This window comes from Microbacterium sp. GQ128 (assembly GCF_059758615.1).
On the sequence record NZ_JCAXDY010000002.1, the window covers coordinates 125,442 to 150,313 of the forward strand.

Sequence of the window (24,872 nt, forward strand, 5' to 3'; positions counted from 1 at the left end):
GTTACACGTTGCCGAACGGGAGGCCAACGAAACGCCGAGTCAGCATCGGGTGGACGACACATCCCCCCGACGTGGACCCTCGGGTTCCACGTCGGGGGGCGCTGCCCGGTGCGGGAGGGGGAGGCGCACCGAGAACAGGCGGCTCTCGCCGCGGCCAGTGACGCGCTGCAGCGAAGGGATCGCGGCCCGCGTCTGCGCTCGGACGGCTTTCCCCAGTCCGCGCCGAGCAACGACACATCCATCCTATACGACATTTGACCAGCTAACGTTTTACTTTCGTCCACACTCGCTTCTCTCCCGAATGCCGGACGCCCCGGGCATGAAATCGCTGCGACCACCGTTGCACCAGCTGGCAGCATCCATCACGGAGGGAACACCATGCGCATCGATCTCGCGGGCAGGACCGCACTCGTCACCGGCTCCACGCAGGGCATCGGGCGGGCGATCGCCGCGGCACTCGCCGACGCGGGCGCACGCGTGGCGGTCAACGGCCGCAAGCCCGAGACGGTCGCCTCCGTCATCACCGAACTGCAGCAGGAGAATTCTGCACGGGATCTCGTCGCCGCAGCGGGAGACGTCACCGACCAGGCAGGAGCGGATGCGGTGCTGGCCGCGACCGGCGATGTCGACATCCTCGTCAACAACCTGGGGATCTTCGGCGCGACGCCCGCACTCGACATCACCGACGACGAGTGGCGGCGATACTTCGACGTCAACGTCCTGGCCGCGGTCCGCCTCATCCGCGCGACGCTGCCGGGCATGACCGAGCGCGGCTGGGGCCGGGTGCTCGACATCGCCAGCGACTCGGCCGTGGTGATCCCCGCCGAGATGATCCACTACGGAATGTCGAAGACGGCCCTTCTCGCGGTGTCCCGCGGCTTCGCCAAGGAGGCGGCGGGCACGGGGGTCACCGTCAACTCGGTGCTGGCCGGCCCGACCCACACCGGCGGCGTCGAGGACTTCGTGTACGAGCTGGTCGACCCGAAGCTGCCGTGGGACGAGGCGCAGCGCGAGTTCATGCGCCTGCACCGCCCGCAGTCGCTGCTGCAGCGACTGATCGAGCCCGAGGAGATCGCGAACATGGTCGCCTACCTGGCATCTCCTCTCGCTTCCGCGACGACCGGCGCCGCCGTGCGGGTCGACGGCGGCTACATCGACTCGATCGTCCCCTGAAACGCATGCCGGGAGCGCGAACTCGCCTCCGGTGATCGCCGGGCCGATGGGCAGCGGTGCAACTCGGTGCCGACCTGCGCGCGAACGACCCCTTATGCGGGACCCTGCCGATGGCTATGCTTCACGCGGGGGAGCAGGATGACCAGGAGGAATCATGGTTCGCACTGCTTTGACGGGATCGGAGCGCTCCGCTCTGAACCGAAGGAGAATATTCGCCGTCCTCGCCGGTGGGCTCGTCGTCGGCGTGGGTTCCGCGCTGACACTCGCCGCGTGGAATGACTCGGAGTTCGCGACGAGCGACTTCGCGGCAGGAACATTCGAATTCCAAGGCTCGACCGATGGCGCCACGTGGGCGGATCATGCGGTGGAGGGCGACGCGGCCACGCTGACGTTCAGCACGGGCTTCGACAACCTCTCACCGGATGACGTCGTCTACGCGCCCTTCGCCCTGCAGCTGACCGCGGCGAGCACGTCGCCGGCCGGGCTGACGGCCGTGGCGCCGGTCGTGACCGGAGACCTCACCGGCCAGTTGACCTTCGGCGCGGTTTCGACGGCCGCCTTCGGCTGTGACGCCGCAGCCTTCGCCGCAGGCACCGCCGTGCCCGCCACCATGGATCCGGGCGACATCGTGTACCTGTGCCTGCAGGTCACCGCGGGCGCGACGATCACTCAGGGCGAGACCGGCACCGCCCTCTGGCAGTGGGACGCGGTCTCCCAGTAACCGGACGACGAGATCGTGGTTCGGCGCACGCGCGACCGGGGCCTGGGAACGCTCACGCGCGTTCAGGCTCTGCTCGCCTGCGCCCTGCTCCTGGGAGTCGGGTCGGCCGGCACACTCGCCTCCTGGTCCGACAGTGAGATCGCTCGGTCGCCGTTCGCCGCGGGGACCTTCGCCCTGGCATCCCGCACAGACGCCGGCGCGTTCGCGACGCATCCCGAGGCCGATCCCGCTGCGCTGAGCTGGACGCTCGCTCCTCTCTATCCGGGCGACAGCGCAGCGGCCTGGGTGCAGGTGCAGAGCACGGGGTCGGTGGACGGAAGCGTCACCCTGAGCGGCGTCACGCTCTCGGCGGACCCGGTCGCCGGCAGTCCCGAGGCGGCGCTGCGGGATGCGCTGCTCGTGCGCGCCTCGGTGACGTCGTCGACGGATCCGACCCCACCCGAGTGCACCGCGAGCACTCCGGGAGTCGAGGTCACCGGTCTCACGCAGATCCCGGTTCTTCCGGCCCAGCAGGTCGCAGCCGCCGGCGGCTCGACGGTGACGTACTGCATCGTCCTGACCCTGCCGATCGATGCGCCGGCGATCACGCAGGGCGTCGCCCTCACTCCCACCTGGGTCATCACGGGGAGCACGGGATGAGCTCCTTCGCACGCGGTGCCGCCCGGACGAGCCGCCTCGTCCGGGATGTGGTGCTGGCCGTGGCCGCGATCGGTGGGGCCGCATGCATCGTGTTCGCCGTCCTCGCGTTCACGGGCGGCTACTCGCTGATGATGTTCAAGACAGGTTCCATGTCGCCCACCATCCCCGCGGGTTCGGTCGCACTGGTCCAGCGGGTCCCCGCATCCGACATCGTGGTCGGCGACGTCGTCACGGTCGACCGCGCAGGCACGCTGCCCATCACCCACCGGGTCACGAGCGTGCGCGATGGCGCGGGCCCGGCGCAACGCATCCTCACGATGCGCGGCGACGCCAACCCGGTGGACGACCCGACGAGCTACACGATCACCGAGGCGCGGATCGTGCGCGGATCGGTGCCGAATCTCGCGCCCGTGATCGCGCAGTTCGGCAACCCCTGGGTTCTCGGCTCACTCACCCTCGGCACCGCGTTCCTCGTCGCGTGGGCGTTCTGGCCGCGGCGGGAGACGACGCGCTCCGACGACGATCCTGCGCCACCCGGCCCGATGCCCCCGCCGGAGGAGACCGCGACGCAGGTCTCCGCGGGTCGGGGCGCACTGGCGACCGTGCTCATCGTCACGGCGGCCGCCATGGGCGCCACACTCACTCCTTTGTCGGCCGATGCCGCGACGACGTCCGACTACCTCGTCGTCCGCTCCGACCTCGCCGGCGCCGGCGTCCAGGGGCTGGACCCGCTCGACCCCCTCCTCTGGCACCTCGATGTGGATGCGTCGGCGGCGCCTCCGGACGGGGAACTGGCGCTCGCGCTCTCGTCGACGGGCGATGCGCGGTTCGGGCTGCGGGCCGAGGTGCGCGATTGCGCCGAACCCTGGCTGCCCGACGGGACGTGCGCTTCCGGTGAGCGGGTGCTCCGCCCCGAAGGACCCCTGCTTCCCGACGGCCTGTGGCAGCCGCTCGACACGGCCACGACGCCGGCGGTGGTCCACGTGCAGGTCGCGCTCACCGCGCAACCCGAGACTCCCGAGGCCGCCGCGGCCGGAGCATCCGTCACCGTGCGGGCGACTGCCGCCGGAGACACCGTCGACACCGGCATCGACGGCGAGTCGGAGCTTCCGCCGACCGGTGGCTCCGGCTTCGTGATGCTGGCCGCCCCCGCTGCGGTGCTCGTCGGAATCGGGATCGCCCTGCTCGCCCGCCGCCGCACGGCCCCGAGGAGGACGGAATGAAGGCGCTCCGTCGACTCCTCGTCCTGCTCACCGCGGCCTGTCTCGCCGCGCTGACGGTCTCCGTCGCTCCCGCGAGCGTCGCCGGTGATGCCCTCCTCAGCACGACGGAAGCCGCGTGGCTCGACGCCCAGTACGCCGAGGGACCGGTCGCGGCGGGCACGCTCGACGTTCCCACGATCACGGTCTGCACGACCGAGAACGAAGGGACGAACGGGGCGATGAGCGGCGTCACCATCGGGTGGACCTCCGAGCTCGACGATCCCGCACGGATGCTGGCGACATTCGCAGGCGGCGCCGGGGCGAGCTTCGAGGCTCCCACCGATCGCATCCAGGTGACGGGGCCGGCCGCCGGGCTGTACACCTACACGGTCACCGTGACCGCGACAGAACTCGAAGGGGCGCTGGGGCCGCTCGCGGGGGCGAGCGTGGGGATCGCGGTGTGGACGCGGGCGGGCACCGAGTGGCGATCGGCGCCCGCGTCGCGGACCGTGGCCGTCGGCACCCTCGACGGAGGGCGAGGCTCGGCGACCTGCGATCTCGGACATACGCTCACCCTGACGGGTCTGATCGCCACGACGCCGCCGATCTCCCGCGTTATCCCGGTCGGCACCTCGGCCACGTCGTCGCTGCCGCCGGCGTTGCAGGACCGTCGACGCACGCCGATCTACACCGCGACCGTCCGCGACATCACCACCAACGCCCTCGTGCCGAACACCGCGGTGACGATCGTGCTCCCCGACGGCCTCGCGTTCGAGTCGGGCCCGTTCGCGGATCTCAGTGAAGGCACCTTCACGACGAGCGCCACCGGGACGGTGGACTTCCGGGTGGTCGGCAACCGCTCGGAACCCGCGCAGGGCCCGGTGCGGGTGGAGTCCCCGCGAGCCTTCACGATCCTGTCGGCCCAGCCGGTCACCTCGGTGCCGCTCGTGGCATGGGGCTACGCGGCGCAGGGGCAGACCGGCTCGGATGACCTGAGCGTGGCGCGCACCAGCGCCGTCCCCCTCTGGGACGACCTCTCCATCACCGGGGCCACGGCGATCGGCTCCAGCTATTCGACACTGCTCTACGCCGACCAGAACGGAAACCTGTGGGGGCGTGGCTACAACGCCTCCGGCATCATCGGCGACGGCACCACCACGAGTCGATCGACCGTCGTCGCGGCACTCACCGGACCGGGCGCCCAGCTCGGCGGCATCACCTACATCGGCACCGGCACCGACCAGCTCTCCTCCACCGCCGTCGACGCGTCGGGCGGAGTCTGGGCCACGGGCGACAACGAGCTCAGCGGCTTCGGCACGGGCTACACGAACACCCGTTACTGGCAGCGCGTGAGCGACAACTACACGATGCCCTCCGGCGCCCTCACCGCGGAGGTCAACCCCTACGGAGCGGTCCTCATGGTGCTGGAGAACGGGCAGGCCATGGTCGCCGGCGCCGACAGCTACGGGTACTCCGCGCAGGGGAGCGCGGTCAGCGCCGCGGCCGGCTCGACGGGACTGGTCATGCTCACCGCACCGAGCACGCCGATCACGGGGGTCGTCTCCGGGGGGATCGGCTGGCACTCGTCGGCCGTGGTCACCGAGGACGGTCGACTGTTGACGGCGGGCACGGCGGCGTACGGAGGCAGCGGCACGTTCTACCTCGTGGAGAAAGCGCTGCCTGCGGGCAAGACCGCCGCGAAGGTCATCGTCCGGCAGTATCGGATGCTCGTCATCATGACCGACGGCTCGGTCTACGCCCTCGGCGCGAACACCAGCAGCTCGCAGGGCATCGGCAGCTCCGCCACCCCGGGTACGACGTTGACCGCGGTGGCGATGCCCGCCGGCAGCGTGGTCACCGACGTCGCCATGGCCAACGACACGACCCTGTTCCTTCTCAACACGGGCGCTGTCTACTTCGCGGGGCTGAACGACACCGGTGGCGCCGGAGTCGGCAACACCGCAGGGACCTTCAGCACACCCGTCCGCGTCCCCCTCGCGCATACGGCGACGATGATCGCCGCCTCCTGGTACGACACCTATATGACGGTTCTCGGATGACCGCGCCACCAGCCCGCGCCCGAGCCGCAGACCATCACCCGTACGCCTCCTCCCAGGCGGCAGGAGTATGCTGACCCCTTGGGTCGCTCGGCCCGAAGAGTCCCGAAAGGCGGTGATGGCGATGTCCGGTGATAGTTACGACGCCGCCCTCGCTGCGTCGAGACTCCCTGCACTGATGCGTTGACCTTTCCGGTCCGCTCTCGCACGTCCTTCCCGCAGCCGTCGGCGGCGTCATCCGCCCCCTGACGAATCCGCGCACGGAGCTCTCTGCTGCTGCCGTGCACCTGCGAGAACGGAGCCGAATCATGGCGCTCATCGACAACGGCGTGTACGTCCACGGACGTCGCGTGGAGACCCCCAAGAACCTGGACGAGACCTACCGGATGCTGGATGCCGCGGGCGGCATCGCCTGGATCGGCCTGTATCGACCCAGCCCCGAAGAGGTCGCGTCGGTCGCCCGTGAGTTCGACCTGCACCCGCTCGCCGTCGAGGATGCCCTCTCCGGGCACCAGCGCTCGAAGGTGGAGCGCTACGGTGACACGCTCTTCGCCGTGCTGCGTCCGGCGCGCTACCGCGACAAGGAGGAGTCGATCGAGTTCGGCGAGCTGCACCTGTTCGTCGGCCCCGACTTCGTGGTGACGATCCGCCACGCCGAGTCGCCGAACCTCGCCGCGGTGCGGATGCGCATGGAGGCCAACCCCGAGCTGCTCGCGATGGGCCCCGAGGCGGTGCTCTACGCGATCCTCGATGAGGTGGTCGACGGGTACGAGCCGATCGTTGCGGGCCTGCTGAACGACATCGACGAGATCGAGGACCAGCTCTTCGGCGACGGCGATGACGACAGCGCGCTCTCCCGCCGCATCTACGAGCTCTCCCGCGAGGTCATCAACTTCCAGCGGGCCGTGCACCCGCTGAACGGGATGCTGGAGTGGCTGCGTCGCGGATCGGAGAAGTACCGCATCGACGAGGAACTGCAGCGCTCCCTGCGCGATGTGCTCGACCACACCATCCGCGTCAACGAACGGGTCGACTCCTTCCGGGCGATCCTCGAGAACGCGCTGACCGTGCACTCCGCACTCGTCGCCCGCCGTCAGACCGAGGCCGGGCTCGCACAGAACGACGAGATCAAGAAGATCTCCTCCTGGGCGGCGATCATCTTCGCGCCGACGTTGGTCGGCACGGTCTACGGCATGAACTTCGACGTGATGCCCGAGCTGCACTGGGCCTTCGGCTATCCGATGGCGATCGGCGCGATGGCCGCGTTCGCCGTCGCGCTGTACGGGGTCTTCCGCTACAAGAAGTGGTTGTAGGCGCCGCCGCGCCAGGCGGAGAACTCGCCGTCGGGCGGAGGATCCCGGCGTATTCTTCCGCCCGACGCGGAGTTCTCCGCCCGGCGATGTGCCTCACGAGGTGCGGGTTCGAGTCTCGTACGCGCAGAATGCGAGCTCGGTCGAACAGCTCAGGGTTCTGACCTCGCGCGCATCGTGCGAACCACCGCCGGAACAACGAGCATCCCGAGCACCCAGGCCGCGGCGCCCCAGATCAGCGCATCGCCGATGAACGGCAGCCAGTCGTAGGTGGTCGGATAGGGGATGCCGGTCCGACCGGTGAGCCGCAGGGCGACGTCGGCCGGATACGCCGCGAACGGGTTCGACGAATGGTCCTGCGTGATCCAGGGCAGCGGGAACCCGAACCGCACGTCCGCCAGGTCGGCGTCGGACAGCACGGGCACCCGCTGCGGCACCGTGATCCACCAGGCCACCACGCATCCGACCACCGCCGAGCCCAGCACCGACGGCAGGATGCTCCCGCGTCCCGGCCGGCGCGATTCCGGGGGCGAGACGGAGCCCGCGCTGCTGCTCATCCGTTCCCTTTCCCATCCCTCCGCGGCCTGTCGCCACTCAGGCGACCGCGCACGTCAGGCGATCGCGCCGAATCAGGCAAATTCTCGGCTCAATCGCCTGATCCGGCGGGACGGCCTGAACTCGCGACAACTCAACTCTCGTCGGCGCGGCTGATCTCGTCGAGCAGCTCGTCGAGGGTGTCGAAGTCGATGGTCTCGGTGCCGTCGAGCTCGCGCACCTCGACACCTTCGACCTCGAGCTCCTCGTCGAGCTGCACCAGGATCCGCGACTCCGGGAACTGCTTCGAGGCGAGGAAAGCGAGCAGCACGGCGTCCGCGAAGACGACGACCGACGTGGCCTCGAGGTCGTCACGCAGGTCGATCTGCTCGATCACGGGCTCGTCGTCGACGGCGTCATCGATGTCGGTGGCGACCTCGTCGACGATGGCCCGCCACCGGGACTCCCCGACCGAGAGGATGCGCGAGACCGCCGCGACCAGTGCCTCATGGTCGACATCTTCGCCGTGCTCGTCGAGCTCCGGATCGATGTTCACGTTCACCACGGTGCCGGCCGCATCGATGCTCGCCCGTCCGTAGACGAGGCCGTTCTCGGCGATCGGGTCTTCGAGCAGCCCGCTCTCGACGATGCGGGCGAGGAGCGAGTCGAGCAGAGGCGAAGTCATGCCTCCAGTCTTTCGCATCCATCGCGGTACGGGGCGATCATCGTCGCAGCAGCGGCGTGAGCATCACCCCGACGGCGGTGATCCCCGCCGCGACGAACAGCACGCCCGGCGCACCGACGCCCGAGTACCCGATGCCGGCGAGCACAGGCCCTCCGACCGCGCCGAGGTTCAACGCCGCCGTGGCGTAGGCGCCGCCGAGCACCGGTGCTCCCTCGGCCTCACCGACGATGCGCGCGATCAGCGAGGAGCCGACCGCGAACGACAGCAGCCCGCCGATCAGCGCACCGACGAACACGGCCGGAATCGACGCGGCGGCGAGGCCGAAGACCACCCAGACGACGGTCGTGGCCGCGGCACCGACCATGATCCACGTGCGCGGTCGGCGGGCCGCCCATCGACCGGTGGCCGCGACCCCGAGGAAGGCACCGACCCCGAACACCGCAAGAAGCAGCGGGATCCACGAGGCTCCGACCCCGGCATCCGCTCCGATGACGGCGAGGAACGTGAACACCCCGAAGGTCGCGGCGTTCACGAGGACGGCGAGCACCACGGCCACGAGAACGGGGCGGCGACGCAGCTCGGCGACCTCGGTGCGCACGTCGATCTGCGGCGAGCGCGGGACAGCGCCGAGCGTGCGGTCGAGGAGGAGTGCGACGACCGCGGGAAGGCAGAGCAGCACCACGGCCCAGAAGGTCGAGCGCCACCCGAAGGCGTTCGCGAGCATCGCGCCCACAGGCACGCCCACGATCGTGGCGAGCGTGGTGCCCGCGAGCAGCACGGCGACGGCCCTGGTCGTCTGGGCGGGTGCGACGATTCCCCGCACGGTGGCCAGAGCGATCGCCAGGAAACCGGCGTTCGCCAGGGCGGCGAGCACTCGGGTGAGGAGCAGCAGCGGGAACGACGAGGCCACGGCGCCGATGACATGCGCGGCGATGAAGATCACGAGGAGCAGCACGAGGGTCTGCCGCGGACGCCAGCGGCTGGCGAACACGGCCATCAGCGGCGCACCCACCACCATGCCCACCGCGAAGGCGGAGGTCAGCAGGGCGGCGGTCGACGGGTCGACACCGAGGTCGGCGGAGAGGGGGAGCAGAAGACCGGCGAGCATGAACTCGCTGGTGCCCTGGGCGAAGATCGCCAGAGCGAGGACAGGGATGAGCAGAGGCATGGAGCATCCAGACGCGCAGAGCCGCGCGCGCTCCGAGGCGCGCCGTGCGGCGGGTGAGTGAGGTCGACGAGGATGCGGGGAGCGCACGACGTGCGCTCACACCCGCGATCTAGCGTCTATCCGACTCAGGGCTCACCCGCCTACCGTACCGCAGGAGTTCCGGCCGACGGAGTCCGCCTCCGGCCGAACAGGGGCAGGGCGGCGATCACGATCACGAACACCAGATAGGCGGCACTGAACCCGAGGATGCTCAGCACGGACCCACCCAGACGCAGAGCGACCTCGTAGCCCTCAGCGAATCCCGCCGCCACCGCTCCCCCCGCGACGACGCCGAGCCGCAGCTGATTCGTCGCCAGGATCAGCACCGTGGAGAGCACCACCGACATGCACACTCGGCGCCCACTCACGCGCGTCGCTGCCAGGATCACACCCCCGAGCACCCAGAGCGGCGCCGCGAGGAAAGCCACCGGGGATTCGATCGCGGCGTCGAGCGCGCCCGCGCCGATCACGGGCAGCCAGAGGCGGGCGAGTTCCGTTTCGAGGAAGACGACCTGCGCCTCGAGGAAGACGAGCACGACAGCGGCGGCGATCAACCCCACTCCCGCGAGCAACCGCAGCTTCATCGCGAGCGAAGAGCGGCGAGGAGTCCTGACGCGAACGGTGGGAGGCGCGGAAGCGGTGCGCTGCATCAGGCGTCCTTCGCGATCGGACCGGCCACGTCGATCTCCGCGTTGCGGCGGGTCTTCGCCCACCCGTTCCGGCCGCGGACGATCCGGTAGAGAGCGCGGGCACCCGTCAGATAGACGTAGTAGTCGTACACCCACATCCCGAATCCCCAGAGGACCCCCGTCCAGAATCCGGCATCGGGCTCGCTGTACCGCCGGTAGAGCGGCCCCCAGATGAAGAAGGGGCCGATGCCGAACAGGAGGAAGAGGATGCCGAGGACGGGCAGGATGCCCCAGGGGAGCGCGAAGGCCCCGGAGACCACTCCCACAATCGCCCCGATGACCAAGGTCACCGCGGCGAGGCTGGCCACCACCTGGAAGACCGGGAGAAGCAGGTAGTAGCAGATCTCGAGAATGCCGGCGTTCGTGAGCATCGGAGACCGGACGATCTCGGGGATGTAGCGGATGCACTGCATGTTCCCCTGCGCCCAGCGCGTGCGCTGGACCGTGAACCGCCGGAAGTCGTGCAGCGCCTCCTGGGCGACGTAGGTGTCGTGCAGGTGACGGTTCTTGTGCCCCGCCAGCAGCACGTGGATCCCCAGCTCGTAGTCCTCCAGAAGAGAACCGTGCCACGGCCTGTCCGATCTCGCGGCGATGTCGTCCAGAACCGAGAGGCGCGTGAATTGGCCGTTGCCGCCGAGCCCGACGGTCTCGGTCCAGCCACGGAGGGACTGGATCGCGGCGATCGGTCCGCGGAACTCGAGGTCCTGCATCCGGATGAGGAATCGTCCGAAGGTGTTGCGGGCCCACCCGGCATCCGGGACGGGGCGCCGATCGTCTCGGTTCTTCATGAAGACGGTGACCTGCGCCGCCCCGACCTCGGGGTCTCCGAACGCGTGGGGTGAGGCGGCCTTGCGGAGGATGTTCTCGGCCACTTCGCCATCGGCATCCACGACGCACACGACGACGCGCGAGCGGTCGGTGTCGGCGGGGAGGAACGCGTTCAGCGCGAAGTACGCCGCGTTGAGCGCATCCCCTTTGCCGGTCCTCGCGTCGGGGCGCCGGCGCTGGACGAGGTGCACGAAGGCGTCCGCCTCTGCGGCGGCTGCGACGATCGACGCCGTGCGGTCGTCGCTGTCGTCGTCGATCACCCACACGTGTGCCTCCGGCACCGTGGAGCGGAGCATCCGGATGGTTCGCGAGATGACGACCTCCTCATCCCGACAGGGCACGAAGATGTGCCAGGCGAAAGCATCCACGCGACCATCGGGGTCCGGCGTGCGGCGCAGGAAGGGAACGATGATCATGAACACGTAGACGAGGAACGTCAGCGTGACGATGAACGATATGGCGCTAGCGGCGACGAGCATCGCGACCTCGAAGAGCAGCGGCCAGCCGAGGATGCATCATGCGCTCTCGTCGCGCGCGCCGGCGACCGCAGCGCGGATGTGGTCCGCGATGCGCTCCGTGGCGTGACCGTCGCCGAACGGCGACGGGAGGGCATCGAGGTCGGCGAGGGTGCGGGTGACCGTCGAGAGCAGGGCGGAGGTCTCTCCCGCGAGGGTCTGCGGGGTGACCAGCCGGGTGAAGGATCCCAGCGCCTCCGGTCGCTCGGTCGAGTCGCGGACGACGAGCACCGGTCGCCCGAGCACCGTGGCCTCCTCCTGGATGCCGCCGGAGTCGGAGACCAGCACCGCGGCGTGCGAGGCGAGAGCGAGGAACCGCTCGTAGGTATACGGCTCCTCGGCGATCAGCGCATCGAGCAGGTGTTCCGCGCCGAGGGCCGTCAGCATCGCGCGCGTCCGCGGGTGCACCGGGAAGACGACCGGCCATCCCGACACGGCGATCTCGTTGAACGCATGCAGCGTCGCGAGGAGGTTGTCCGGCGAATCGACGTTCTCCTGCCGATGCAGCGTCGCGAGCACGTACGTCTCGGGCTCGAGACCGAGGCGCTCCAGCTCGTCGACGTCGGGCCCCGCAGCGGCACGCTGTGCCTGCACGGCCTCGACCACGGGGTTGCCGGTGACGAGGATACGCTCCTCGTCGATGCCCTCCGCGAGCAGGTTGGCGCGGTTCGCCAGGGTCGCCGCGAACAGGTCGTCGGCGATGTGGTCGACCATGATCCGGTTGTGCTCCTCGGGCATCCGGCGATCGTTGGCGCGGAGCCCTGCTTCGACGTGGCCGAGCCGCACACCCGAAGCGTTCGCCGCGAGGGCGGCCGCGATCGTCGCGTTCGTGTCTCCCTGCACGACGACGTAGCTCGGCTCGACCTGGGCGATGGTCTCGGCGATCTGCTCGGCCCCGCGGCCGATCTGCGCGGCTCGCGGGAGCCCGCCCATCCGAAGCTGGCGGTGCACCCGTGTGATTCCGCAGGATTTCAGGAACACGGCCGACATGTCGCGGTCGTAGTGCTGACCGGTGTGGACGACGTATGCGGCATCGCCGAGGCTGCGGACCAGCGGGGCGAGCTTGACGATCTCGGGGCGGGTTCCGAACACGACCATCACCGAAGATGTCGGCAGGTGGGCGGATGCGGATGGTGTCGAGCACTTGTTCATGGGTACCTCGATCGGCCCCCGGGAGGCTTCCCGTGGCCGACGTGATGAGTGGTTGCCGGTGGGTCCGCACCGACAGTACGTGTCACCGCGTCCGTCGACCGCGTGAATTCGGGTGCGTATATCGACGTTCCGGCATTCGTCGACGGGAGCCGCTCCGCCGATAGGCTCGGAGCCGTGTCGAACGCCGAATCCCCCGCTCCCGCATCCGCCGCCGCCGACCTTCGCCGCCTCGCCGCCGCACTGGCCGATCCGGCTCCGCTGAACTGGATCATCACGGGCGACTCGATCACGCACGGCCTGGTGCACACGCAGGGTGGTCGCAGCTATCCGGAGCACCTGCACGAGCTGATCCGCGGCGAACTCGAGCGCGTGCGCGACATCGTGCTCAACACGGCCATCAGCGGCAACCGCATCGTCGACCTCCTCGGCGACTGGGACCGCCGCGTCGCGTCCTGGCGGCCGGATGTCGTCACCCTCATGATCGGCACCAACGACGCCTCCGACGGCGGACCCCGCGAGGTGATCTCGGCGGCGGACTACGCGGGCTCACTGCGGGACTTCGTGGCGCGGGTGCGCGCTCTCGGGGCGATCCCGGTGCTGCAGACCCCGCCAGCGATCGACACCCGCAACGCCCCGGAGCGGGCGCGGATCGGCGAGTTCGCCCAGGCCGTGCGCGAGGTCGCCGCGAGCGAAGACGTGATCCTCGTCGACCAGTTCGCGCGATTCGCCGAGCTCGGCGCGGGCGGCGTGCCGTGGGGGCTGATGAACGACCCGTTCCACCCGAGCGCCACCGGCCACGCCGCGCTGGCACTCGAGCTCGCGAACGTGCTCGGCATCCGCCCCGACGGACCTCGGGCGCGCACGCACGCCCTCCTCGAAGGTCTCGTCGCCACCGCACGCGTCAACGGCTGAGCACCCGTCCGCCAGGTCGCCCGCCCGGGGTGAAAGCACTCTGGACGACGGCCTCGGCGCCCCGCTAAGTTGAGCGCATTCGCAGTCGAGAGGTGGGGGCATGTCTCACGTGGTGGCAACAGGGGCCGGGAAGGCCATGATGGAGCGTCGGAACGACCCGACGCACGATTACATCCTCGAGCTGACCGGCAAGGAGCGACCCCGGGTCCTCTTCGTCGGGACGGCGACCGGCGATGACGCCGCGTACATCCTGAGCTTCTACTCGACCTACGACTCGGACCGGTGCGCGCCGCACCACCTGCCGCTGTTCCACCGCGCGGTGGACGACCTGGCCGGGTTCGTGAAGGGCTTCGACGTGATCCACGTCGGCGGCGGCAACACCGCGAACATGCTCGACGTCTGGAAGCGTCAGGGCCTCGACGAGATCATGCGCGAGATGTGGGAGGACCCCGACTCGAACGTCGTGTTCACCGGGGGCAGCGCCGGCGGCATCTGCTGGTTCGAGGGCGGCACCACCGACAGCTACGGCCCGACCCTGCAGGTGCTCCCCGAGGGACTCGGCTTCCTGCACGGCAGCTTCTGCCCGCACTACGACGCCGAGGATCAGCGCCGACCCCTCTTCCACGCCTCGCTGCTGAGCGGCGAGCTCTCCACCGGATACGCGGTCGGCAACCTGCAGTCGTTGCACTTCGAGAACTCCGAGTTCGTCACCGCGATCAGCCCGGTCGAGGATGCTCTCGCGCTCCGGGTCGAAGCGATCGACGGGAAGATCGTCGAGACGAAGCTCCCGACGACCGTGCTCACCGGGAACGCCCCGATCGTGAAGGGACCGTCGTCATGAACGACAACGTGTGGATCCTCATCGCGCAGCTGATCGTCGTCATCGGCGCGATCTACATGGGCACCCGCACGAGCGGGATCGGTCTCGGCGTCTGGGGCCTGGTCGGCGTGGCCGTGCTCATCTTCGTGTTCGGCGAAGCACCGGGCAACGCCCCGGTGGATGCGGTGTTCATCGTCATCACGGTCATCACCGCGGCATCCACCATGCAAGCCGCCGGCGGCATCGACTGGATGGTGTCGGTCGCGGCGAAAGTGATCCGGCGCAAGCCGAAATCCGTCGTGTTCCTCGCCCCGGCGATGTCGTTCCTGTTCACGGTCGGCGCCGGCACGGGAAACATCTTCTACCCGCTGCTGCCCGTGATCTACGACGTCTCGTACCAGCAGAAGATCCGCCCCGAGCGCGCACTGTCGGTCTCGGCCGTCGCCTCGCAGGTCGGCATCCTCTGCTCGCCCGTCTCGGCCGCGACCGCCTCGATGGTCGTGCTGCTCGCCCCGCAGGGCGTCGATCTCGGCCAGCTGCTGCTGATCATGTGGCCGGCCTCCATCGCCGGGCTCTTCGTCGCCGCGCTCGTCATGATGCGCCACGGCAAGGACCTCGAAGACGACCCGGAGTTCCAGCGCCGTCTGACCGAGGGACAGATCAAGCCGCCGCAGGTCGACGCGCACGAGAACAAGCTGCCGAAGACCGCGGTGCTCTCGGCCACGCTCTTCCTCATCGGCGTCGGCGTGATCGTGTTCTTCGGCCTGTTCGAGGGACTGCGACCCGTGATCGGCACCGACGACGCCGGCGACCCGGTGCGCCTCAGCGTCACGGTCATCATCGAGGTCACGATGGGCATCATCGCCGCCCTGATCTTCGTGTTCTGCAAGGTCAAGGCCGCCGACGTCCCCAAGCAGCCCACGTTCCCCGCCGGCATCGTCGGTGCGATCGCTCTCTTCGGTATCGCGTGGCTCGCCAACACCTTCGTCGCGGCGAACCAGACGCTCATCGTCGACGGCCTCGGATCGGTGGTCTCCGGATCCTCGGCGTTCCTCGGAGCGCTGCTGTTCGCGATGGCACTGTTCGCGGTCGCGATGCTCACCACCAGCCAGTCGAGCGCGACCAACGCGATCGTCCCGATCGGCATCACGATCGGACTCCCGGCACCGCTGCTGGTGGGACTGTGGCCGGCGACGATGGGCATCTACACCCTGCCGGCCAACGGCAGCCAGGTCGCGACCGTCGCCTTCGACCAGACCGGCACGACGAAGATGGGCAAGTACGTCTTCGACCACTCGTTCCAGCTGCCGAACCTCGTCTACGTGGGAGTCGCCATCATCGTCGGAGTCGGCCTCTCGTTCCTGATCAGCTGACATGACCGATACCGTCGACCGGTCGGCGCTCCGCCAGTTCCTGCTCGGACTGGCGCAGGGGATGAACGCCTCGGCGGAGTCCGTCGACCGCATCCGCGACACCCTCACCGACATCGCGAGGGCGTACGGCGGCGACGCCACCAACTTCGCGGTGCTGCCGACGATCATCCTCGTCGAGACCGGCGAGTCGGATGAGTCCAGGGTCGCCATCCGCTCAGCGACCAACGCCTCGTTCCGCTTCGATCAGATCGCGGCGCTGTACGACCTGATCGGGGAGGCGCGGACCGGCGCCGTCCCCCCGCTCGACGGCATCCGCCGGCTGAACGAGATCGGGGCGATGCGGCCGCGACTGGGGTGGGTCACCCGCACCCTCGGACACGGCGTGCTCACCGCCGGTCTCGCGCTGCTGCTGGCGCCGACCTGGCAGGGCGTGATCGTCGCGTTCGTGCTCGGGTTCGGCATCGGTCTGCTCAAGCTCGTCCGCTCCCCGACGCTGCAGCTGATCCTGCCGATCGCGGCCGCCTTCGTGTGTGCGGGCGCGGTCTTCCTCCTCGCGGAAGTGATCGAGATCGGCGACCCCATCCGTCTGCTGATCGCGCCGCTGGTGACGTTCCTCCCCGGAGGCGTGCTCACCACCGCCACCGTCGAACTCGCCGCCGGGCAGATGATCTCCGGGGCCGCGCGTCTGGTCTACGGATTCGTGCAGCTCGCGCTGCTGGCCTTCGGCATCCTCGCCGCCGGCGCGGTCGTCGGGGTGGAGTCCCGGTCATATGAGCCGCTCGCCGCCTCCTCCTTCCTCCCCTGGTGGGTCGGCATGCTCGGCGTCCTGGTGTTCGCGCTCGGCAACTACCTGCACTTCTCCGCCCCCGCCTCGACGTTCGGATGGGTGCTCCTCGCGCTGGTGGTCGCGTACGTCGGGCAGTGGGCGGGGACCGAGTTCATCGACCCCACGATCGGCGGCTTCGTGGGGGCGGTCGCTGTGACGCCGGTCGTGTTCTGGATCGCCGGACTGCGTCACGGTGCTCCGTCGCAGCTCACCTTCCTCCCCGCGTTCTGGTTGCTCGTGCCGGGTGCCGCGGGGCTCGTGGGCCTCACCGAGGCGTTCGCGACCGACAACGGACTCGCCGACTTCACGGCCGCGCTCACCTCGATCATGTCGATCGCCCTCGGCGTGCTGATCGGCACCGCGCTGTACCGGGTGGTGCATCACGGGGCGGAGGAGTTCGTGCAGTTCGCCGTGGCGCTGCCCGCCGCTCCGGAAGCGGAGCGGGAGCCGTCCGTCTGGTCGCGGATCGCCGAACCCTGGCGGCGGCTGGGCCTGAACCGGGCGGATCGCCGGAGGTAGGCGACGCGGACCGGCTAGCGGGCCACGCCGGCTCGCGTCAGGAGCCGCCGGAGGGCGATCACCACGGACGCGATCGCGAGTTCGCCGACGATCCGCGCGGCGAGTGTGGCCAGCAGCACCGGCGGGACCAGATGGTCGGGTGAGAAGACCGGGAGCGCGACGAAGAACAGCACGACGCCGACGATCGCGCCGGCGAGCAGGATGCGGGCCGCGGTCGGCTGCTGCCCGCGCCGCAGGGGCAGCGAGAGATCGAGCGCGAGCCCGGCGATCAGCATGGGCACGGCCGCCAGCGGCCCGATGGGCGAGACGGCGGAGGTCAGGAGCCCCGTCACGAAGGCCGCGGACGTCGCCATTCCCGGGGTCCGGGTGATCACGCGCGCGAGGAACGGCATCAGACCGTGGATGCTGGCGACCAGCGCGTACGCCGGAGGCGAGGAGACCGCGAGCACGCTCGTGATCGGCACGAGGGCGACGAAGAGCAGGGACTGGACGGCGCCGAAGGCTGCGGTCACCAGGAGCGCACTCGTCGGTATTCCCCGGGCTCTCTCCGGCCTCTCCCCATCCACCCCTCGAGCTTAGAGCGGTGCCCGCGAGCGACGGCCCGGTCGAGCGGTGGCAGCCGCAGTCGCTCCGGCCCGAATGCGGGGTCGAAAGTCAGTCGGCGTAGGCGGAGTGAAGCATCGTTGAACCCAAAGCCGAAATGGTCACACCGGCCGCCGTGGTAATCGATCGAATGGGCTGATGCTGCTGGGCGGCGGCAGTGCGGCTGCTCCATTCGATCGCGAACAACAGCTTCCCATCCCGTGCCGGAACAGGCGTGGGGACGACATAGCGGGTGATGATCGTGCCGCCGTCTGCAACCCGGGCGCCCGCGTATCTCACGCCTCCCGCAACGATCGGCTGCGAGGAGGTCAACGGGAAGGACCACAGGCTGGCACGGATCGCTGTCGCCGATGAAGCCAACGTCGTTTCCGTGGTGTTGCCGATGAAGAAGGATGGCGTGCCCGCCGCGCTGCCGTCGCCGCCCGGCGTCACCGCGAACCACAGCTGCTGGTGCGGCGAGACGACGGCCCCCGACCCGCGAACAGTTCCTCTCGAAGCATCCGCGGCCACCGTCAGCGGTTGCCCCTCAGCGAGCAGTGGGAACGGCCCCGTCCACTTGAATGGGATGACGACAGACTGGCTCGCGGGAATCAACACCGCCGGAATAGTCCACACCCGGTCCGAGCCGACCGTAACCGCTGTGGCGCCGGTCACCGCGAAGGATTCGACAGTTCCCCAGGCTGGAGTCGTGAGGGTGAGCGGTCCGTCGTAGTCGGTCGCGCTCGTGTTCGAAACCCGGACTGCAGTGCTGCCGTACGGCGCGTCAGCCTCCGCCAACGGTACGACGTCAAAGACTAAATCGGCTGGCACCACCGATGCGGCAGCAAGAGGAACCGCCACTGTGGCGGTGACCACGGGGATACTCCACGCTGCTGCCGCAATAACAGTGCGTCGTTTCACGCCCGACGGTGACGGCAGGTGGGCTGAATGAGAGCTTCTCAAGGGGGCGTCTCCGTACGACATCAAAGGTTGTTCACTGGCTCTATTCGGCGGTCACGCGCACCACTTGCACTCCGGCACAGAGGGAACGGGGCCAGCTCGAGTATCCGAGCCGACCCCGTTCCGAGGACGGGTGCCGCTATTCGTTCAAGTGATCAGCACGCGGGGTTCTGGATGTAGTTGATCGTGTATGCGCTGTTGAAGTAACCGATCGCGGCAGGGATGTTGGACGCGATCACGCTGTTCTGGAGATAGAGGTCCCCGTTCGGCGCAAGGAAGTACTCAGCGCCGATCGCAACCGCGTCAGTAGGCACGTTGGGGTAGCTCGCCGTCGAGCCGTTGGTGTTCCATGCGGTCGCCCCGCTGTCCGTGACATAGTTGACCGCGTAAGCGCCGTTGGTGAAGTAACCGGATGCAGAGTTCACATTCTGTGCCACGACGCTGTTCTGGAGGTACAGGTCGCCGCTCGGCGTGAGGAAGTACTCAGCACCGACCGCGACGGCGTCCGCGGGCACGTTCGGGTAGGTTGCGGTGGACGCGTTGGAGTTCCACGCGGATCCACCGTCGTCCGTGACGTAGTTGACCGTGTACGCGCCGCTGTTGAAGTAGCCGATCGCAGAGTTGACGTTCTGGCCGACGAGGGTGTTCCCGTTGTAGAGATCGCCGTTCGGGGCGAGAAAGAACGAGGCACCGACTGCGACGGCATCGACGGGCACGTTCGGGTAGCTCGCCGTCGAACCGTTGCTGTTCCACGCGAACGAGCCGCCGTTCTTGACGTAGTTGATCGTGTAGGCGCCGTCGAAGTAGCCGGTCGCAGAACTCACATTCGTGTCCACGAGCGTGTTTCCGTTGTAGAGGTTGCCGTTGGGGGCGAGGTAGAACGAGGCACCCACGGGAATCGCGTTGGCCGGCACAGTCGGGAAGTTCGCGGTGGATCCGTTTGTGTCCCACGCAACGGCAAGGCTGCTCGCTGCCGTCACGGCCACGGGTGCCGAGGTGTCTGCGCCGGGGAACGAGGCGGAGATCGTCGGCGTACCGCCGAGTGCGCTGGCGGTGAGTCCGGCGAGTACTACCTGGCCGCTCCCATTGGCGGGCAACACCCGGGGAGCGGAGGTGCCGTCCGACCAGGTCAGACCCGCCGGAAGCGTGACGGTCACCAGTGTGCCGGGAGTGACGGGCGTGGTGCCGTCGCTTGTAGCCTGAAGGACGACGTCACCCAGAGTGCCGCATGCGCTGGCGGCATACGGCCCATTGATGAAGGCGAGGGTCGGGGTCCCTGTGGAGGCCGCAGCAAGCGGAGTCGCGATCGCCGCCGCGATAACAGGCACGGACCACGCCGCTCCCTGCACGATGGTACGGCGAGAAAAGCCGTTCACCGTGGCCGGGGTCATTTCATTGTTTTCCATAGCATCCTCAGTTCTGAGCGGCGTGGGTGGCATGACGCTCGGGTGACCCGAGGCTGACACGGGTGATCGCCTCGCACTCCCTCGCGAGAGGGATGCGCGACATTTCGGACCATTCACGAGACAAATCTCTCGGGGATTTCATCGTCGCCGCAGAGCGCGCCGCATGGCCGCGACCGTGGGGAAGCCGGACCGCTGAGCGACATCGAGCAGGTCGGCATCGGTCGCTTTCTCGTCCTCCGAAAGATACAGACGAGCGAGTTCGAGTCGCGCTGCTCGGATCTCAGCGAGGGGCGTCGATCGATCGGCCGCGAACACGCGGTGGAGGTGTGCGCGGGAAATGCGCACGTGCTCCGCAAGCCGCGCGACGGTCAGCGCAGGGGAATGTGCTTCGTCCTGGATGATCTTGCGCGCTCGATGCAGAAGTTGACGTTCCGGTATCGCTCGCTTCTGCTCGGCCATGGCTGAAGATTCTTTGAGAGAGGCGAGCAGGAGACTGTCCACCGCTGTCCGGATCCCGCCGATACCGAAGTCGTCCACGGCGACAGAGGAGCCGAAGACCTGGTTCAAAACACCGGTGAGGGCGGGCCAGTAGTCGGGCGATGCCGAGTGCGGCCCTGAGGTCGCGGGGAGCTCATACCGAGCCAGACCGATTCGGGTGTAGTCGGTGACGATCTCGTAGAGAGCCACGGGAGCCTGCGCTGAGATCTTCACACTCGAGTCGTCCCTCGCCAGAGCCAGGTCACCGACTCCAAAATTCGAGCGAAGGTTGTCCAGACCGATCTGGGCGCTACCCTCAACGAGGAGAAGCGCTGAAACACGGTCTCTCGAACTGGCCGACGCGCTTGCTTCCCGGACATACTCACCAGGCCCGAGCCAGGTTCGTGAGTAGGCGAAACTGGAGGCGTCGAAGACGTCAGCGAAAACTTGCGGATTCATCGAACTGGTTCGCCACCCCCTGGCCTCGAGCCAGTCTTTCGCCCGTTGACCGTTGAGGGCGACACCCCTCTGTATGCCCGCTCCCCGTTTTCTCACAGCGCTCCCCCACCATGCGTTGCGAGAAGGCGTTCGCGCTGACGCGGGTGCGCGTCACGGGCCGTCATGCGCCGTCGTGCGCCGTCGGCAAATGAGAACAATTCCATGCCCTCCCCTGCAATGGACGGCGAGCCGCCCTTGTGTGCACAGAGGAGGCTGCCTCTTGCACGCTAGTGAGGCCGAGCGGTGGGAATGCCCTCCTTCACCCTCGATTCACCCGCCCAAATGACGGCACCCGCACGGAATGTTCGTTTGAGCGAACCAGTGACCTTTCTGGCATGAGAGGGTCGAAGACGTGCACGGGCTTATTGTCTTTCCGATGGTGCTTGCTGCTGTCTTGGTCGCGGCGGGCATCTCGAAGATGGGACGTTCTGGCGCTGTACTGAACACCTTTGAGAACTTCGGGCTCCCTGCAGTCCTCCGTAGGCGAAGCGTGGCGATCCTGTTCCCCGTTTTGGAGATTGCTCTCGGGGTTCTCCTCGTGACCACCGCGGGAGCGATATGGGTCCTCGCGGGATGGGTGTCGGTGGGCGTGACAGCGGCGTTCCTCTTCGTGACGGCACGGGCTTTGTCCCGTGGGGAACAGTTCGACTGCGGTTGCTTCGGGTCAAGCCGAACACCCATCAGCTCGTCGGTCGTGATTCGGAACGGCCTGCTGTTCCTCGCCGCGATAGGAACGGCCGTCATGGCCTCCGTCGGGTCCGACAGCGTCCCCACTACTCTCGCCGGGTTCGACGCCGATGACTGGATCTGGAGCGCCGCAGCCCTCTTCCTCGCGGGAATCACGGCGGCGTTCTTCTCCTCTCTGCGCCGCTCCTCCGCCGCTGCTTCCGCCCGGCAAGATGGAGAACTCACCGGCTCGGTGCTCCCCGACCTGTACATGCTGACCGTCGGCCAGGAGCCGGTGAGGCTGCATGACATGCTCGAGGGGCGGCCTCGGCTCCTCCTCCTGGTTCGACCTGGGTGCCCGTCGTGCGATGCTTTGCTTCGTGATCCGCGACCACTACAGGACGCGCTCGATCCGACGGTCGAGCTGGTCCTCATCGTCTCCGGAGCCGACGACGCGTTCCGCATGGCCCATCCGGAATTGCTGGAAGTCGCGCTGTTCGGTGGTTGGCCGCTGGCGGAGCACCTACGTGTGTCGGCATTCCCGGCGGCCGTGCTGGTCGGCGCCGGTGGGATGGCTCTAGCGGAACCTGTCGCTGGGCGTCAGGCGATTCTCGATCTCAGCGCGCGATCCGGCTCACTGGTTGGCCCACTTCCTCGGGCACGGAACTCGTAGAAACTCACGTTTCGTCTCTCGCGCTGGACGAAATGTCACCGGTTCATCGTGAACCCAGGTTCCGGCCGACAGCGCGTGTAATTCTCAATCGTGGCGAAGACCCGAAGCTCGATTCGTGAAGTCCCGCAACATGACCGGCGAGAGCCTGCCGTGCGCTCACCGATGGAGCGACTACGCCAGGCACTCCTCCCTGGAAGCGGGGTGACCCCGTGGGCTTCTCGGCCGGACTCGACGTGGATCTGCAGCGTCTGTGGGGCTCAAGTCGAAAAGCAAGCTCTCGCTGTGGCGACTGTCGTCGTCCTGCCCTGGGGGCGACGCGTCAAATGGGAACCAACAGAATGGCGTCACTTCGTTCAGGCCCGCACCCTGGGGGACGAAGCGGTGACGGGTGTCGAATCGGCGCTGAGGTTAGCGCTTGAAGATGGTGTGACCGCGGTGCGGTGGAACGCGGAAACTCAGACCCTGGAACGCGCACGAGGGCGGCTCACCGTAGAGAACAAGGCTCCCTGAGCCGGCCGCTTCGGGATCGCATACGTCGCCTCGGAGGGAGAAGAGGCTACGAGTGCGGACGTCGTGTGCGCCGCCCCTTCGATGCGACGACTATCGTCGTAGTGAGCACTTGAGAAGGATCGGCCATACGCATGATGACAGGGTCTGACAGTCTCCGCGAGGATGGCGCCCTCCTCACCATTCAGGTATCTCAGGACGACCTCGTCCCACCCGAGCTGAGGAACGCGCTTGCCGCGGAAGATTGGTCACGTGCTGTCCGGCTGGTGGGTGCACATTGGCCAGAGCTGCTGGATGAACACAACGGGCTTCTCGATGAAGCGCTTCGACTGATCCCGTTGGCGGCATTTTCTTCTGACGTGCGGGCAGCCGCAGTACGCGATATCCGCCTTCACACGCCAGCCGATGAAGTCGATCTCATGCTCGGCGAGGCGGCACTTCCCCACGTCAGCGATCTTCCGGGGATGGAGGAAGTTGCGCGGTCGCCGCGTGCGTTGAACCTCCTCAGTGTGATCGCCGGGCGTATGATCGCTCTTCGTGTCCGCGGACGCATGAGCCGGGCACTGCAACTCGCTGAACTCACCGAGCACTATGGCCGGATCGCCTTCGTTCATCAACCGGCGCTGTTGACTTCTCGTCTCCCCAACGCGCTTCTGCAGGCGGGCATCACTCGCGGCTTGGCAGAGGATATTCCCGGGGCCCTCATCACCCTGCGCGATGCACATGAGCGTGGCCCCGACGCGCGCACGGAGTTCGTCAGGCGAGACTCGGCAGGGAAGATGGCACTGTTCCTCGCCGTGGCGGGCGACCTGGACCAGGCAACCTTCTGGCTGCGCGATTATGACATGGCTCCGCAGATCAAGGGCTGGCTGGAGCCACGTATCGCCCTCAGCGCGGATATCGCTCGCAGCCTGATCGCCACCGAGGCGCTTCAGAAGACCAAGGCAGACGACCTTCTCCCTCTGCTCGATCAGCCGGTGAACGCGGAACAGAGTTGGGGACCTGGCGTCACCTATGCCCGGGCGCGCAACGCATTGGCGTGGGGAGACCGACACGGTGCCGTTGCTTCCGTGCGGCGAGACAAAGCTCGATACGGGGATTGGTTGGGCCCGGGAACGACGTTCGGCCCCCTGATCACGATGGTGGAGTCCGAGCTTCTCCTCGCGACGGGCCGCGCCCATCCTGCGCGGCAGAGCCTGGAACCGCATGCCGAGCATCCGCTGGCTCACGCCGCGCGAGCGCGCATCGAATTGGCGTTGGGCGACGATGATGCCGCTTCTCGCTACGCGGCATCTGTGCTGAATCAGGAGCACTCCACGCGGGCCCGGATGGAGGCATTGGCTGTTCAGGCCGCGGTTTGCGTTCGGCGGGGGGAGGACATATCCCACGACGCAGCTCAGCTCCGAGAAACAGCTCTGCGCACGGGGCTCGCACTTATCGCGGCATCAACTCCCTCCGCCGAAGACCAAGCGATACAGCGAGATCCGTCAGAGAACTCACCGGCCGCTATGTTCATGGAGACGCAGACGATATCGGTCACGGAGCAGCAGATGCGTGTCCTTCGGGGCCTGGAGTCGGGGCTCACCCTCCGGCAGATCGGCGCCCAGCAGCACCTCTCGCTGAACACCATGAAGACGCACGCGCGCGGTCTCTACCGTCGTCTCGGCGTCAACACCCGCGATGAGGCCATCGCACGGGCCTATGAACTCGGGTTGCTCTGACGCGAGCTGCCCAAAAGCCCTGAGCGCGCGGAACGACATGCTTCGCGGTTCGGGTCACGCAGAGGGACGGCGGTTGCCGTGGGGAGACCATGCGTGACCCGGTCGGTGTGGGGTCCACCGCAGTCCTGAGAGTAGGACCAGCCCGCACAGTTGCCGAGAACTTCACCCCCGATTCACCCTCGGCACGTCGTGATGATCGGCACGATCCGTCGTCTCATGG

Annotated in this window: 22 protein-coding genes and 1 pseudogene; 13 read left to right on the top strand and 10 right to left on the bottom strand. The window is 68.1% G+C overall.

Features of this window, described 5'->3' with window-relative positions; all coding sequences use genetic code 11:
• Positions 1–378 precede the first annotated feature (378 nt).
• From AC6CHX_RS06610 to AC6CHX_RS06635, 6 genes are all read left to right on the top strand, one after another.
• A complete protein-coding gene (locus tag AC6CHX_RS06610) occupies positions 379–1,173 on the top strand; it encodes an SDR family NAD(P)-dependent oxidoreductase (protein WP_498272149.1) in 795 nt (264 codons plus the stop codon).
• Between the two features lie 154 nt (positions 1,174–1,327).
• Complete coding sequence (locus AC6CHX_RS06615) at positions 1,328–1,894, top strand: SipW-dependent-type signal peptide-containing protein (protein ID WP_498272150.1); 567 nt, start codon at positions 1,328–1,330, stop codon at positions 1,892–1,894.
• Positions 1,895–1,909: 15 nt separating this feature from the next.
• Positions 1,910–2,533, top strand: coding sequence for a SipW-dependent-type signal peptide-containing protein (locus tag AC6CHX_RS06620; protein WP_498272151.1), 624 nt, complete (start codon positions 1,910–1,912; stop codon positions 2,531–2,533).
• Positions 2,530–3,756 carry a signal peptidase I gene (locus AC6CHX_RS06625; RefSeq protein WP_498272152.1) on the top strand — a complete coding sequence of 409 codons (1,227 nt, stop codon included), beginning with the start codon at positions 2,530–2,532 and terminating at the stop codon, positions 3,754–3,756. Before AC6CHX_RS06620 ends, AC6CHX_RS06625 begins: the two co-directional genes overlap by 4 nt.
• Positions 3,753–5,795, top strand: coding sequence for an RCC1 domain-containing protein (locus tag AC6CHX_RS06630; protein WP_498272153.1), 2,043 nt, complete (start codon positions 3,753–3,755; stop codon positions 5,793–5,795). The genes AC6CHX_RS06625 and AC6CHX_RS06630 overlap by 4 nt, the downstream gene beginning before the upstream one ends.
• Positions 5,796–6,100: 305 nt before the next feature.
• On the top strand, positions 6,101–7,105 hold the full coding sequence (locus AC6CHX_RS06635; RefSeq protein WP_136041767.1) for a magnesium and cobalt transport protein CorA: 1,005 nt from the start codon (positions 6,101–6,103) through the stop codon (positions 7,103–7,105).
• Between the two features lie 149 nt (positions 7,106–7,254).
• On the opposite strand, the gene AC6CHX_RS06640 is transcribed toward AC6CHX_RS06635, so the two are convergent.
• The 6 genes from AC6CHX_RS06640 to wecB all read right to left on the bottom strand — a co-directional run bounded on the left by AC6CHX_RS06640 (position 7,255) and on the right by wecB (position 12,712).
• Entirely contained in the window at positions 7,255–7,659 is a 405-nt protein-coding gene (locus AC6CHX_RS06640) for a hypothetical protein (protein ID WP_498272154.1), read from the bottom strand.
• 131 nt (positions 7,660–7,790) lie between these two features.
• The gene (locus tag AC6CHX_RS06645; protein ID WP_498272155.1) at positions 7,791–8,321 is read right to left on the bottom strand and encodes a cytochrome C5; all 531 of its coding nucleotides are present in this window, start codon (positions 8,319–8,321) and stop codon (positions 7,791–7,793) included.
• Positions 8,322–8,358: 37 nt separating this feature from the next.
• Positions 8,359–9,489: an MFS transporter gene (locus AC6CHX_RS06650; RefSeq protein WP_498272156.1), complete on the bottom strand. Its 1,131-nt coding sequence runs from the start codon at positions 9,487–9,489 to the stop codon at positions 8,359–8,361.
• Positions 9,490–9,629: 140 nt separating this feature from the next.
• Complete coding sequence (locus tag AC6CHX_RS06655) at positions 9,630–10,178, bottom strand: hypothetical protein (protein ID WP_498272157.1); 549 nt, start codon at positions 10,176–10,178, stop codon at positions 9,630–9,632.
• A complete protein-coding gene (locus tag AC6CHX_RS06660; protein ID WP_498272158.1) occupies positions 10,178–11,524 on the bottom strand; it encodes an XrtP-associated glycosyltransferase in 1,347 nt (448 codons plus the stop codon). Before AC6CHX_RS06660 ends, AC6CHX_RS06655 begins: the two co-directional genes overlap by 1 nt.
• A gap of 36 nt (positions 11,525–11,560) precedes the next feature.
• Positions 11,561–12,712, bottom strand: a complete 1,152-nt coding sequence (gene wecB / locus AC6CHX_RS06665) for a non-hydrolyzing UDP-N-acetylglucosamine 2-epimerase (RefSeq protein ID WP_498272159.1) — start codon at positions 12,710–12,712, stop codon at positions 11,561–11,563.
• Positions 12,713–12,886: 174 nt separating this feature from the next.
• Here wecB and AC6CHX_RS06670 point away from each other — a divergent pair, with 174 nt between their 5' ends.
• The 4 genes from AC6CHX_RS06670 (at position 12,887) to AC6CHX_RS06685 (ending at position 17,162) form a co-directional block, all read left to right on the top strand.
• Positions 12,887–13,624 carry an SGNH/GDSL hydrolase family protein gene (locus tag AC6CHX_RS06670; RefSeq protein WP_498272160.1) on the top strand — a complete coding sequence of 246 codons (738 nt, stop codon included), beginning with the start codon at positions 12,887–12,889 and terminating at the stop codon, positions 13,622–13,624.
• 100 nt (positions 13,625–13,724) lie between these two features.
• Positions 13,725–14,465, top strand: coding sequence for a Type 1 glutamine amidotransferase-like domain-containing protein (locus AC6CHX_RS06675; RefSeq protein WP_136041759.1), 741 nt, complete (start codon positions 13,725–13,727; stop codon positions 14,463–14,465).
• The gene (locus AC6CHX_RS06680) at positions 14,462–15,817 is read left to right on the top strand and encodes an anaerobic C4-dicarboxylate transporter family protein (protein WP_136041758.1); all 1,356 of its coding nucleotides are present in this window, start codon (positions 14,462–14,464) and stop codon (positions 15,815–15,817) included. The genes AC6CHX_RS06675 and AC6CHX_RS06680 overlap by 4 nt, the downstream gene beginning before the upstream one ends.
• A gap of 1 nt (position 15,818) precedes the next feature.
• Complete coding sequence (locus AC6CHX_RS06685; protein WP_498272161.1) at positions 15,819–17,162, top strand: threonine/serine exporter family protein; 1,344 nt, start codon at positions 15,819–15,821, stop codon at positions 17,160–17,162.
• Between the two features lie 14 nt (positions 17,163–17,176).
• On the opposite strand, the gene AC6CHX_RS06690 is transcribed toward AC6CHX_RS06685, so the two are convergent.
• The 4 genes from AC6CHX_RS06690 to AC6CHX_RS06705 all read right to left on the bottom strand — a co-directional run bounded on the left by AC6CHX_RS06690 (position 17,177) and on the right by AC6CHX_RS06705 (position 20,821).
• Positions 17,177–17,674 (bottom strand): ECF transporter S component, encoded by a 498-nt coding sequence (locus AC6CHX_RS06690; RefSeq protein ID WP_498272162.1) that lies wholly within the window; start codon positions 17,672–17,674, stop codon positions 17,177–17,179.
• 142 nt (positions 17,675–17,816) lie between these two features.
• Positions 17,817–18,620, bottom strand: coding sequence for a hypothetical protein (locus AC6CHX_RS06695; RefSeq protein ID WP_498272163.1), 804 nt, complete (start codon positions 18,618–18,620; stop codon positions 17,817–17,819).
• A gap of 239 nt (positions 18,621–18,859) precedes the next feature.
• On the bottom strand, positions 18,860–20,110 hold the full coding sequence (locus AC6CHX_RS06700; RefSeq protein ID WP_498272164.1) for a hypothetical protein: 1,251 nt from the start codon (positions 20,108–20,110) through the stop codon (positions 18,860–18,862).
• 138 nt (positions 20,111–20,248) lie between these two features.
• Positions 20,249–20,821 carry a helix-turn-helix domain-containing protein gene (locus tag AC6CHX_RS06705; RefSeq protein ID WP_498272165.1) on the bottom strand — a complete coding sequence of 191 codons (573 nt, stop codon included), beginning with the start codon at positions 20,819–20,821 and terminating at the stop codon, positions 20,249–20,251.
• 640 nt (positions 20,822–21,461) lie between these two features.
• Here AC6CHX_RS06705 and AC6CHX_RS06710 point away from each other — a divergent pair.
• From AC6CHX_RS06710 to AC6CHX_RS06720, 3 genes and pseudogenes are all read left to right on the top strand, one after another.
• Positions 21,462–21,806, top strand: a pseudogene (locus tag AC6CHX_RS06710) (MauE/DoxX family redox-associated membrane protein); the annotation flags it as partial.
• Between the two features lie 21 nt (positions 21,807–21,827).
• Positions 21,828–22,424 carry a thioredoxin domain-containing protein gene (locus tag AC6CHX_RS06715; RefSeq protein ID WP_498272738.1) on the top strand — a complete coding sequence of 199 codons (597 nt, stop codon included), beginning with the start codon at positions 21,828–21,830 and terminating at the stop codon, positions 22,422–22,424.
• 641 nt (positions 22,425–23,065) lie between these two features.
• Positions 23,066–24,652: a LuxR C-terminal-related transcriptional regulator gene (locus tag AC6CHX_RS06720; protein WP_498272166.1), complete on the top strand. Its 1,587-nt coding sequence runs from the start codon at positions 23,066–23,068 to the stop codon at positions 24,650–24,652.
• Positions 24,653–24,872 lie beyond the last annotated feature (220 nt).